The organism is Epilithonimonas zeae, assembly GCF_900141765.1.
Lineage (GTDB): Bacteria > Bacteroidota > Bacteroidia > Flavobacteriales > Weeksellaceae > Epilithonimonas > Epilithonimonas zeae.
In genome coordinates this window covers 753505-765357 of sequence record NZ_FSRK01000002.1, presented here as the reverse complement: position 1 = coordinate 765357, position 11853 = coordinate 753505, and the positions used below count along the sequence as shown (strand labels likewise).

The window sequence follows — 11853 nt, the reverse complement described above, 5'->3', positions numbered from 1 at the left end:
TAATTAGAAAATGAAAAAATTACATTGGGGACACGGTTTGGCGATAGCTTTAGGATGTTTTATACTGTTCATCTTATTTTTGATTTTCGTCTTTCCGATGGGGAAACAAAATGCAGAAATGATTTCCAATAATTACTACGAAGAGGAATTACAATATCAGAATATCATTGATGCGAAGAAAAATGCAGCTCAACTAAAAGAACAACCAGTTTATAAAGCAACCAGTGAAGGAATGATGATTACTTTTCCGGAGAGTATCAAAGTGGATGATGATAAAGTAAATTTTGTATTATTCAGAACTGAAGATTCTAATTTGGATGTAAAAAAGGAAGTCGGTTTACAGCACAACGTTTTCTTAATTCCTAAAAAAGTTTTATCTCCAGGCTCATACACTTTGAAGCTAAAATGGACAGAAAATAAAAAATCATATCAGATAGATTACGATATTCTATGGAAATGACCTTCATCATATCAGCGATTGGATTAGGCTTTGCCTCCGGCTTCCATTGTATTGGGATGTGCGGTCCTATCGCTTTATCTATGGGTCTTACCAAAAATCAGAAAGCTAATTTCTACTTACAAAATATTACTTATCAGTTCGGTAGAATTCTGACTTACTCTTTTCTGGGAGCAGTTCTTGGAATCATTGGTCAAAGCTTTGAGTTGGCCGGTTTTCAAAAATACTTAACAGTTTCGGTCGGAGTTTTATTAATTATAATGGCGATTTCTTCTTTCGGAGGAAAAGATTTTGCTGCTAAAATTCCTTTTGTGTCAAAGGCTTTGTTGAAAGTCAAAATGCAATTGGGAAAAATCCTCCAAAGACCAGATTATAAATCCCGTTTCGCCACAGGAATCCTGAACGGCTTTTTACCTTGCGGAATGGTTTATATGGCGTTAACCGCATCATTAGCAGCAGGCGGAATCTGGCAAAGCTCAGTTTTTATGCTGTTATTTGGGTTAGGGACTTTTCCGTTTATGTTTGCCGTAGTTTTCTTGGGAAACTTCATTACGACCACTTTTCGGGTCAAAATATTGAGAGTGATTCCTGTGATGATGATTGTCTTGGGCGGATTATTCGTTCTGAGAGGTTTGGAGTTAGGAATTCCTTACGTTTCACCACATTCCGAAGCTTTGCACGTTCAGCATTCTAAAGAAGGTTTCCATCTGGATCACACGAATTGTCATTAATTGAAGTTTATCTCAAATTTTTAATTAATTTTAAATCGACAAATTGAAATTAATGAAAACCCAAACTACCATCTGGAAAGCAATCATAATATTTTGCGGATTATTCCTGCTCCACTCGTGTTCTATTTCTACAACCAATCATTATCATGCTGATAAAAAAGTGAGTTTTGCGACAGACATCGATATGTCTCAGGCAGTGGAAATGATGAAATCTTTTATGCCGGATTCTCTCAATCAAAGTTCAGATTTGATGAAAATGGAAAAGTACCCTCGTGACTGGCAGAATTTGTACGAGATGCAGAAAATGGAAGGCAAAGCAGCCACCAATCCGGATTCTATAAAACTGATGAAAAAGATATTCTTCAAAGGTAATTTTGATGCAGACAACTTCAAAGGTTTCTCTGTAAAATCTGACCCTTTGACTAATGCTGAATTAGCAGGAGTTGGTTCACTTTTAGGTAAAGAAGGCTCTATGATGAACAATACCGCTTTCGATGACTGGGATGGGAAATCTTTGAAAATAGATATGTCAAAACTTCAAATGTCTCCAAGTGATTTTGAAGCGCTCTTGAAAGGTGGCGAAACCGACGGGCAAACAACAAAAGAAGATATAGATGGTTTCCTGAATATGATGGAAATGGATTTGAAAAACAAATTAGTCTTCGATAAGAAAATAAAATCAATCACAGGAAAACATGATTGGATTAAGAAAGTTGACAATAAAACTATCGAAGTGAATTTCAATCTCAAGGAAATGATGGATAAGAATCATCAGTTCAAGGACAAAGACAATGTCATTATTATAGAAACAGAATAAATAAAAAAGTCGGCTAATTGCCGACTTTAATTTTATCTAGAAAGTAACTTCTGAACTTTCTTTTCCTTTCTGGAAATTGAGCGTTTTCAGAGTACCTTTGTAAGTAATATTCATAATATTGACTTGCTTTGGAAACTGTCCAATCAGGATACTGTTTTTGATTTTCAAGCTGGATATATCAGAAACATTTCCCACTTCATAATAAACCCAAACAGATTCGCCGTTCACTTGACTACCTGTAAAAGTCAATGTTTTTGCAGCGCCATTTATAGCAACATCTACATTGTTATTTACATATTTTTTCACTTCTGCTTCAAAACCTGCAGTAGATGGATCAATCTTTACAGCTTGTGAAATATGGTTGGTGTTCAATTTTGTTGTAAACTTCAGCGTCTTGCTTCCATCAATATAATCAACTTTGGTCATAGACGAGAAGAAGTCAAAATCTTTAAAACTGAAAAAACTGATTAACAAAATTCCCAGAGATAATATAAATATTGATTTTTTCATTTTTTGTAATGTTTTAATAAATTTAATATAATATTTGGTCAAATTATATGCCACAGATTAGAAATTCACACTTACAGAATATTTGTCATAGAAAGATTTGATATGCTCAACCGCATCTTCCGCAGTATCAACTACACGGAAAAGCGACAAGTCTTTCTCTGCAATCAAACCTTCTTTCAACAAAGTTCCTTTGAACCAATCCAACAATCCGCTCCAGAACTCACTTCCCACCAAAACGATGGGGAATTTGCCTATTTTATTGGTTTGAATTAAAGTCAAAGCTTCTGACAGTTCATCCAATGTTCCGAAACCTCCGGGCATCACTACAAAACCTTGAGAATATTTCACGAACATCACTTTTCTAACGAAAAAATAATCAAAATTGATATTATACCCTTTGTCAACATAAGGGTTAAAGTGCTGTTCAAAAGGTAATTCGATATTTAGACCAATTGATTTTCCTTGTCCGCTAGCACCTCTGTTTCCGGCTTCCATTATTCCAGGTCCGCCACCAGTGATGACACCGAATCCAATTTCTGTGATTTTCTGTGCAATGTCAGAAGCCATTTTATAGTAAAAGTTGTCTTCTTTCAACCTTGCAGAACCAAAAATCGAAACACAAGGTCCAATTTTCGCCATTTTCTCATAGCCATCTACAAATTCCGACATTACCCGGAAAACCATCCAGCTGTCCTTCGTAATCGTCTCGTCCCAGGTTTTCTGCCTCAGGCTTTCCTGTAATCTTTTATCTTCGTCTTGTTGTGTCATTTGAATAGTCTTTCTGCTTCGGTAATTGATTCTGGTTTTCCAACATCTATAAGGTTTGCAGTGTGTTGATAACCGATGATGATATCTTCTTTCATCAGATCCATATATTCGTCCATAATAGAGAATTTCCCGGTTCTGGTCATTTTCTCAAATATCTCAGAATTTACACAATGAACGCCACTGAACGCCAATTCTCTTAATTTGAAAATACCGCCAACTACAGTTTTTTTATTTGTAGTCAAGTTTTTCCAGCCTTTAAGATACATTTTATCATTGAACATCAGCTTTCTGGAACTGTCTCTGTCAGAAACCGCCAAAGTTATCATTCCACCTTTTATTTCGTGAAGCTTGATGAAGTTTGTGATATTAAGGTCAGTCAGGATATCAACATTCATTATCAGGAATGTCTTTTCGTTTTCCAAAAATCTTTTGGCGAACAAAAGTCCACCACCGGTTTCCAGAAGTTCTTCTGACTCGTTGGAGATTTCTATATTAGCACCGAAGTTATCATTCTCTGCTAAAAATGCCAAAATCTGTCCTCCAAAATGATGAATATTAATGACAAAATCATTAATCCCGTAGCTCTGGAGATATTTTATATTTCTTTCTAAAAGCGCAACGCCGTTAACTTGCGCCAAAGCTTTCGGATGGTTGTCTGTGAAAGGTTTTAGTCGGGTTCCCATTCCCGCAGCAAATAGTAATGCTTTCATATTATGTAAATGATAATTGATAAAAGATTGATGATCTAATAATGAAAAAAATCAACAATTAATTATCACTTATCGATGATAGATTAAGTTGTAATTGTTCATCGTGGTGGATTCTCACTTCTGCTTCAGGATATTTTTCCTTGATGAATTCCGAAGTTTTAATCGCAGAATAAACCGAACGATGCTGTCCGCCTGTGCAGCCAAAATTAATTTGCAGATTCTCAAAACCTCTTTCCAGATAATTCTCTATAGTGATGGAAAGAAGACTATGAACTGATTTTAAAAACTGAGGCATTTCTGTTTGTTGTTCCAGAAACTCCTGTACGCCAATATCATTTCCTGTTTGTGATTTATATTCTTCAATTCTTCCAGGATTCAGGATTCCTCTGCAATCGAAAACGAAACCGCCGCCGTTTCCGGAATCATCTTTAGGAATTCCTTTCTTTTTATAAGAAAAACTGTGAATATCAATAACCAATTTGTTCTGCATTAACTTTAATTTTCCGTAAAGTTACCCTTTTTAATTTTCTTTGAAAAAATTTGATTGATTTAAGTCTTAATTTTGACTAAAAATTAGAATTAAACGAATGTGAAAAATTTTCACTTGCCTTTGTTCGTCCTTTCTATATCCTATGTTCGTCCTTCGTTCGTCCTAAGCATATCGGACACCAATTAATTAAAATTTAATTTTTAAAGAAATATTTAAAGATAATTTAACTCTTTTTGTTTATTTTATTCCAATTTTCATTCTTGATATTTTACTAAAACTTAAACTTGGAAAAAATCAAATCAAATAGAGATTTTATGGATTTTAAATTTAATTTTGCATATTAATTGATATAAAGGTTTGCGAATCAAACATATTCCTTACTTTTAAAAATAAATCACACAAAATGAAATTTATAAAATACTGTCTCTTAGCAACTTTATTATTCTTTATGGTAGGTTGCAAAAAAACAAGTGTTGATGGGAGCAGCCGCAAAAGCTTCCAGGAAAGTATCAATGATATGGCTTCCAGCTTACCAACATTGAAACAAGTAAAATTCAACGAGGCCTTGTATATCTTGAAAACTTTTGGTGTAGAAGCTGAAGGCGACATTGCAGAAATCACGGCACTTGGAAAACTTCTGGATGGTAAAAAAACGGCTGAGATTTTCGCAATGGCAGACCAAGTGGCTCAGAAAAACGGAATCGCATGGAGCAGTACAGCACCGCCAAGTCTTGGAGAGATGAACATTTTCGGTAATGTTGCAGCTTCAGAAAAAGATCCTAATGATATTGACGCAGCGAGTCTTAGCATCAATGTAAGAAATATTGCCGGTGATAGTTTAACCGGTTCGAAAGGTTTGATCATTATCCCACAATTATTAGATAACAACGGAAGAAAAGTGGACTTTGAAGGTGCAGCCTTGGAAACTGTAATGGAAATTTCCAGCGGAGGAAACAAGATTTCTACTTCCAAAAACCTGATGCAAGATCCAGCTTTCAGAGGATTCACAGTTCTTTATGCTAAGCTTCCGAAAGAGAAAATCTTTGAAGAAAAAATTGATATTAAGTTGACTGTAAAAACAACCAAGAAGTTATTACAGATGATAAAAATGGGCGTTCCTGTGAATGGACAAGCACTTTACACGCCTCCGCCGCCAGTTGTAGCAGACTCACTTCAAGTTCCTACCTCTACAGTTGACCCGCAAACAGGCGAAACCATTGTAACGCCGCCACCAGCTCCAAAGCCAGCCGCTTCTGATCCAAAAGCAACGGTTACAAAATTTTTGAACAACCTTTCTTCTCAGAACTTCAAAGCAGCTTACGAAGTTGCTGACAATCCAAATTGGGGTTCTTACGACAAATTCTCTAATCCGAATTCAGGTTTTGGTTCGGTTAAGAATATCAGTGTAAAAAATATTGCAGTACCTTACAACAAAGATAATTCTGCAAACGTGAACGTAACTTATGACGTAACCGACAAAAACGGAAAAACCACTTCTCTGAATGTGACCTACGGACTAAAATCTGTGAACAACAATTGGAAAATCACCACTTATAAAATCAATCCTTAAAAATAAAAAATGGCATCTGCGGAATTAATCAAGAAATTAGAAGAAACAATAGATAACATTCCGGACTTTCCAATTCCGGGAATCCAATTCAAGGATATCTGCCCTATTTTTCTTCAACCAAAATTATATGAAGAGGTCATCGCAGATTTAGCCCATTTCAGCCGAGGCAAGATTGATGCAGTTTGTGGAATAGAAAGCAGAGGTTATCTTTTCGGCATTGCCATTGCAGTAGCCTTGGATGTTCCATTTGTATTAATCAGAAAAGCCGGCAAATTACCACCGCCTTTCATTGGAGAAAAATATGATTTGGAATACGGCTCAGCTGAAATCGAAATGAAAACCGGGCATTTGAAAGAAGGACAACGCGTTTTGATTCACGATGACCTTCTGGCAACAGGCGGAACTACGGAAGCCGCAGCAAAATTGGTTGTAAAGCAAGGCGCCATTCCTACGCAATTCAGTTTTTTAATTGATTTAAAAGATTTGAATGGTGTTGAAAGACTAAAGAAATTTAACTCAGAAGTCTATTCGATACTTCAATATTAAAATATTTTCTCTCATCAGAAAAATAAGTTTTTGCAAATCAAAAGGAAAGCATTAAATTTGCACTTCATTTACTAAAAAATTATGGCAGATCTACATAACAAAAAGAACGAACAAGAAGGAAAAGAAACTGTAGAATTCTTCAGAGACCTAGATAAAGAGGCATTGAACATAGAATCTTTCCTTGAAAAAAATGCAAGAACACTGAGTATCGGTTTCGGTATTTTGATTGTTGCAGTTCTTGGATGGTTTGGTTACCAACAGTTCATTTTGGGTCCTAAAAACGAAGAAGCTACAAGAAGCTACTTAGCTGCTCAGAAAAATTTGACCGATGGTAAAGAAGACTTGGCTTTAGGTGGAAAATCTGTTGCAAACCCAGGTTTCATAGGAACTTATGAAGAATACGGAAGCACAAAAGCCGGTAAATTATCTGCTTACAACGCTGGTCTTATAGAATTCAAAAAAGGAAATTATCAGAAAGCTTACGACTTGTTAGACAAATTCAGCTCTGGCAACAAAGTATTGGTAGCTCTTAAATATGGTGCGATGGCAGACTGTCTATCCAACCTCAACAAAGCTGATGATGCTTTGGCAATGGCAGACAAAGCTTCTTCTGCATCAGATGACGCTTACACGTCTTATTATTTCACAAAAAAAGCAGGAATGCTAGCTTTGGCACTTAAGAAAAATGCTGATGCTAAAAAATATTTCTCTGTGATTGATGAGAAATACCAGGATTATGACAATGGTCAATCTGACGCTTTTATAGAAATGACAAAATATTATTAAACAATGGCAACAACTAATCTTTCAGATTATAAGCCACTCAATATAACCAATGCCGATGAATATTCTATCGGCATTGTTGTTTCTGAGTGGAACGACTTCGTAACCTACAACCTTCGCAACGGCGCTCTCGAAACGCTCAAAGCAGAAGGCATCAAAGAAGAAAACATCCATATTTATTACGTTCCAGGCGCATTCGAATTGAGCTTTGCAACAATGAAACTTTGCCGTTCCAATAAATTCGCAGCAGTCATTGCCATTGGTAATGTGATACGTGGCGAGACGCCTCATTTCGAGTTTGTTTGTTCAGGTGTAACACAAGGCATCAAAGATTGCAATATCTTAACTGACACACCAGCCATTTTCTGCGTTTTGACAGATGATACCAAAGAACAATCTATCGCAAGAAGTGGCGGAAATCTTGGTAACAAAGGTGTCGAAGCTGCGGTTACTGCATTGAAAATGATAGATTTCAATACCAAGTTTTCTCTCTAAGTATTAAATTTTAGGAGCTTAATCCCGCTATCCGCTATATCTTTTTTGTTTTTCAGAACATTTTACCATCAAAACAAACGATGACTATAAAAACAAAAAAAGATGCCGCTACTATCGGGGCTATTGACAAACAACGGCATAATTTTTAGCTCTAGCTACAAAAGAATTTCTTAATTTTAAAAACACAAAATATTAATTATGAAATGGACAAACGACAGAAGTGACAATGTAGATGACAGACGCGGCTCTGGCGGTGGCGGAATGTTGGTTGGTGGTGGCTTAGGAACCATCATTATTGCAGCCATCGTATTCTTCCTCGGAGGCGACCCCTCTGCAATTTTACAAAATAGTGCAACTTCTTCCCCACAACAAAGCGAACAGAGACAACTTTCTAAAGAAGAGCTCAACATTAGAGAATTTGTAAAAATGTTGACTGCTGAAAATGAACAAACCTGGAACAAAGTTTTCCAAGAAAACGGAATCCAGTTCACACCAGCCAAAGTGGTTCTTTTTGAAAGCGGAACACAATCTGGTTGTGGTGCAGCACGTTCAGAGATGGGACCTTTCTATTGTCCTGCAGACCAAACTATTTATATGGATATGAGCTTCTTCAATGAACTGCAGCAGAAGTTTGGGGCTCAGGTTGGACAATTTACAGTGGCTTATGTTCTGGGGCACGAATATGGCCATCATATCCAAAACTTACTGGGAACGCTGGATAAAGTCCATCAATTAAGTCAAAGAGGAAGCGAAACCCAAGCCAATCAAATCTCTGTTGCCAACGAATTACAAGCTGACTTCTATGCCGGATTATGGGCAAAACAAACCGATAGCAGAGAAAAGTTTTTAGAGCCAGGTGATATTCAGGAGGCAATGAGTGCAGCCGCGGCTGTTGGTGATGATAATATCCAAAAGAGAGGTCAAGGTTATGTGAACCAAGAAAGCTTTACCCACGGTTCTTCTGCGCAAAGAGAAGAATGGTTTATGAAAGGTTATAATACCGGAGATATCAGAGAAGGTGACACTTTCAGCGCTCTACTTAGATAGTATCAATTATTTATAAAAAAATAAAGCCTCGGATATCCGAGGTTTTTATATTTACACTATCAGCATATTATTATAATTATCTAGTTCTGTTTTCAGCTGTTCTATAAAACTGGAAGGCGTGAGCCCTGTTTCTTTTTTGAAAACTACTACGAAAACCTGTGGTGAGGTATAACCACATTCATCTGCTAAATAGCTAATCTTGTATTCTCTATATTTAGGTTCATCATATAATTTCTGGATAATATAGTTCATTCTCAATTTATTGATGTAACCAGTAAATGTTTGATTTCTATGTGTATGGATAATCTTCGAAAGGTATTTTGGATTGGTTCCTTTTTGACTCGCTAAAGCAGTAAGTGTAAGTTCTTTTTTCAAAAATCTTTCCGAAGCTTCAAAAGCAGCCAGCTTTTTCAAAAGTTTTTTCTCTGTATCTTCGGATATATTGATTCTATCTTTTATAATATTATTTGTCTCTGTATAATTACTCCTTAATGCAGCATCAGTATTTTTTTTAACATAGGATGGAGCCGGCTTATCCTTCAATGCTTCAAGCGCCAAATGGTAATTATCTTTAATCTTTTTATCTCTTTCACTAAAAAACAACCACATCAATACGACTACCAAAACGGTAAGTGATGAGGACAAACCTATTATTTTGATTAAGCTTTTGTTATGCTCATCTTTCAGTATTTTCGTGTATTTTTTAATCTGGTCTTTTGTAGAAATCTTTTTCTTTGGATCAGAAGACTCTAAAGTTTTTGAATACAAAGATGGGGTAATTGAATTTCCAACCCAATTATATTTACTGAGAATTTGTGTTCCACTAAGATGAATTGACTGAGATTTTACAGAGCCAAACACTGCAAAAAGACACAACAGGATTAACATTTTGCCCAAGTCCATACTATTATTGTGTTTTTTGTTTTTAGAGAAATTAATAACACCAAACAAGCAACATTCCTCCATTAACAGTGATTATACTTAAATTTTTGATAATATTAATTCATTATTATTAGCATTTCTAAAATTACAAAAAAAATATAATAATGTATGTCAATTTCTAAAAACATTTTTTCGGGTATAAAAAACATTTTAAAATCATCTTAAAATACTAACAATCAATATTGTTTATTTGTAAATAAAAATGTTAAAATTCCGAATCTTTTCTGGAAATCAAACAACATTAATTCTGTCATTCTTCTACAAAAGAGTTGCATTATTTGTTTGCTTCTGACTAATATTGGAGTATACTATTAATCTGATAATATGGAACAAACAATAAATAAAAATGGTTTGCTAAACCGATTTATTTTACAAAAAAAAAGATTGCTTTATTTTATAATGTTCCTTTTGAATTTCGGAAGCATAAATGCTGCCTCTATTTTCAACAATACGGGATTTTTGGAAGAAGAGTTTAAGCAAAACGAAACAAACATCGACAAAAAGGATGTCATAGTACAGATTAACAAAGACACTTTATTGATTTTTACTAAAGATATGGTCATTGTAAGCCAGATTGATCCAGAAAAATCAAAATTACTTCAATCTGACAAGCATTTAAATAGTCAAATCAAAGAATTTGCAGACAGTAAACACCCGAAATCCGGATACAAGGTGGTTTATGCGGACATCAAAGACAATCTGAACGTTATCAATGAACTTGGAAGCAACGTTTCTATAGCAGAAATCATTCACGATCATCAAGATCATTCCGCCGTTTATATTAACAAGAGTATATTATTCATCATTATTCTTCTACCATTTCTATTATTAGGCTATTATTATAAAAAGGGCAAAAACACATCAGAACAGAATTATGAAGACATTATGGAGAATCTCAAGACTTCTGCTCCTGAGATTTCTCCAGACCTTGAGGCCGAGACATTGTACACTCCAGAATGTACAGAGCACAAGACAAAAACAATATCCATTAATGACGACACGGTTAAACACATTCTTGCAAGACTGGCAAAATTTGAAAAATCACAAAAGTACCTGCGACAGGATATGAGCTTATCTGGACTGGCAACCTATCTTGACACCAACAACAAATATCTTTCAGAAATCTTAAAGCAATACAAAGGAAAAAAATTCAGTGACTATATTAATGGATTGAGAATTGTTTACATCACGGAAGTACTTTATAAAAATCCTATCTATCGGGAATACAAAATCAGTTACCTCGCGGAAAGCTGTGGCTTTGGCTCAAGAGAAGTTTTTGCGGTTGTTTTCAAAAAAGAAACAGGCATATCGCCGTCTTACTTTATAAATAACTTAAAAAAGGATATAAGAGAGGAGCAGCCACCCACCAATCTGATTGCATTAAATCAACTATAATAAAATAAAATGACCTTAATGAGGTCATTTTATTTTTTTTTTGTAAAGTATATAAAAAAAGTATTAACTTGCACCACTGAAAGTTACAATTGTAATTTTAAAAATAAACACAACAAAAAACAAACACAAATGATAAACAATGTTAGATCTAAGGCTATTCTGCAGTTAGAATTTCATGAAAAATACACAGCACTTATTATTACAGGTTACTAAATCTGTATTTCTTTGTGCGCTTTTGTTTTTGACAGACTCCCTCAATGAATCAATTGAGAACATTAGCAATTAATAAAACACAACAAAAAAACACACAAATGATTAATCACTATTTTTTCCTCGAAAATTTATTCGAGCGCGTTATCTAAAAACCGCTTAATTGTCTATATCTTACTCTGTCTGAGTGAGATAAATCTTACGATTATTTTTTTGGGATATTATATCCCTTATTGCAAAACCTAAAATTATTTTACATTAAGTATAATAATTTCAGTTGGTAATATCTAAACAATAAATGATGACAAACAATAACACTATGATGATAAAACATTTAAAAAGCACAAATAAAGGGTTGGAAAATCTCTTTTTTCTGGCGCTT

Annotated in this window: 14 protein-coding genes; 9 read left to right on the top strand and 5 right to left on the bottom strand. The window is 34.9% G+C overall.

The window, feature by feature from the left end; genetic code table 11:
- Window positions 1-10 precede the first annotated feature (10 nt).
- The 3 genes from BUR19_RS15260 to BUR19_RS15250 are packed head-to-tail and all read left to right on the top strand — an operon-like array spanning window position 11 to window position 2005.
- Entirely contained in the window at window positions 11-460 is a 450-nt protein-coding gene (locus tag BUR19_RS15260) for a FixH family protein (RefSeq protein ID WP_074236298.1), read from the top strand.
- The gene (locus BUR19_RS15255) at window positions 451-1188 is read left to right on the top strand and encodes a sulfite exporter TauE/SafE family protein (protein WP_074236297.1); all 738 of its coding nucleotides are present in this window, start codon (window positions 451-453) and stop codon (window positions 1186-1188) included. The genes BUR19_RS15260 and BUR19_RS15255 overlap by 10 nt, the downstream gene beginning before the upstream one ends.
- A 52-nt stretch (window positions 1189-1240) precedes the next feature.
- Window positions 1241-2005 carry a hypothetical protein gene (locus BUR19_RS15250; protein ID WP_074236296.1) on the top strand — a complete coding sequence of 255 codons (765 nt, stop codon included), beginning with the start codon at window positions 1241-1243 and terminating at the stop codon, window positions 2003-2005.
- A gap of 36 nt (window positions 2006-2041) precedes the next feature.
- Here BUR19_RS15250 and BUR19_RS15245 read toward each other — a convergent pair whose 3' ends face one another.
- From BUR19_RS15245 to BUR19_RS15230, 4 genes are read right to left on the bottom strand one after another with little or no spacing between them, the layout of a single operon-like run.
- Complete coding sequence (locus BUR19_RS15245) at window positions 2042-2515, bottom strand: DUF6702 family protein (RefSeq protein ID WP_074236516.1); 474 nt, start codon at window positions 2513-2515, stop codon at window positions 2042-2044.
- Between the two features lie 57 nt (window positions 2516-2572).
- A complete protein-coding gene (locus tag BUR19_RS15240; protein ID WP_074236295.1) occupies window positions 2573-3283 on the bottom strand; it encodes an LOG family protein in 711 nt (236 codons plus the stop codon).
- Entirely contained in the window at window positions 3280-3993 is a 714-nt protein-coding gene (locus tag BUR19_RS15235; protein WP_074236294.1) for a nucleotidyltransferase family protein, read from the bottom strand. Before BUR19_RS15235 ends, BUR19_RS15240 begins: the two co-directional genes overlap by 4 nt.
- A gap of 58 nt (window positions 3994-4051) precedes the next feature.
- A complete protein-coding gene (locus tag BUR19_RS15230) occupies window positions 4052-4483 on the bottom strand; it encodes a RapZ C-terminal domain-containing protein (RefSeq protein ID WP_074236293.1) in 432 nt (143 codons plus the stop codon).
- Between the two features lie 403 nt (window positions 4484-4886).
- Between BUR19_RS15230 and BUR19_RS15225 the strand changes: the two genes are divergently transcribed.
- The 5 genes from BUR19_RS15225 to ypfJ all read left to right on the top strand — a co-directional run bounded on the left by BUR19_RS15225 (window position 4887) and on the right by ypfJ (window position 8924).
- On the top strand, window positions 4887-6053 hold the full coding sequence (locus BUR19_RS15225) for an NTF2-like N-terminal transpeptidase domain-containing protein (RefSeq protein WP_074236292.1): 1167 nt from the start codon (window positions 4887-4889) through the stop codon (window positions 6051-6053).
- Window positions 6054-6062: 9 nt separating this feature from the next.
- Window positions 6063-6599, top strand: coding sequence for an adenine phosphoribosyltransferase (locus tag BUR19_RS15220; RefSeq protein WP_074236291.1), 537 nt, complete (start codon window positions 6063-6065; stop codon window positions 6597-6599).
- An 81-nt stretch (window positions 6600-6680) separates the two neighbouring features.
- Window positions 6681-7385 carry a tetratricopeptide repeat protein gene (locus BUR19_RS15215; protein WP_074236290.1) on the top strand — a complete coding sequence of 235 codons (705 nt, stop codon included), beginning with the start codon at window positions 6681-6683 and terminating at the stop codon, window positions 7383-7385.
- 3 nt (window positions 7386-7388) lie between these two features.
- Window positions 7389-7877 carry a 6,7-dimethyl-8-ribityllumazine synthase gene (gene ribH / locus BUR19_RS15210; RefSeq protein WP_074236289.1) on the top strand — a complete coding sequence of 163 codons (489 nt, stop codon included), beginning with the start codon at window positions 7389-7391 and terminating at the stop codon, window positions 7875-7877.
- 198 nt (window positions 7878-8075) lie between these two features.
- On the top strand, window positions 8076-8924 hold the full coding sequence (gene ypfJ, locus BUR19_RS15205; protein ID WP_074236288.1) for a KPN_02809 family neutral zinc metallopeptidase: 849 nt from the start codon (window positions 8076-8078) through the stop codon (window positions 8922-8924).
- 51 nt (window positions 8925-8975) lie between these two features.
- Here the strand turns inward: ypfJ and BUR19_RS15200 are convergent, their stop codons facing one another.
- Window positions 8976-9812: a helix-turn-helix domain-containing protein gene (locus BUR19_RS15200; protein ID WP_245799088.1), complete on the bottom strand. Its 837-nt coding sequence runs from the start codon at window positions 9810-9812 to the stop codon at window positions 8976-8978.
- A gap of 378 nt (window positions 9813-10190) precedes the next feature.
- Between BUR19_RS15200 and BUR19_RS15195 the strand changes: the two genes are divergently transcribed.
- Window positions 10191-11261 carry a helix-turn-helix domain-containing protein gene (locus tag BUR19_RS15195; RefSeq protein ID WP_074236286.1) on the top strand — a complete coding sequence of 357 codons (1071 nt, stop codon included), beginning with the start codon at window positions 10191-10193 and terminating at the stop codon, window positions 11259-11261.
- Window positions 11262-11853 lie beyond the last annotated feature (592 nt).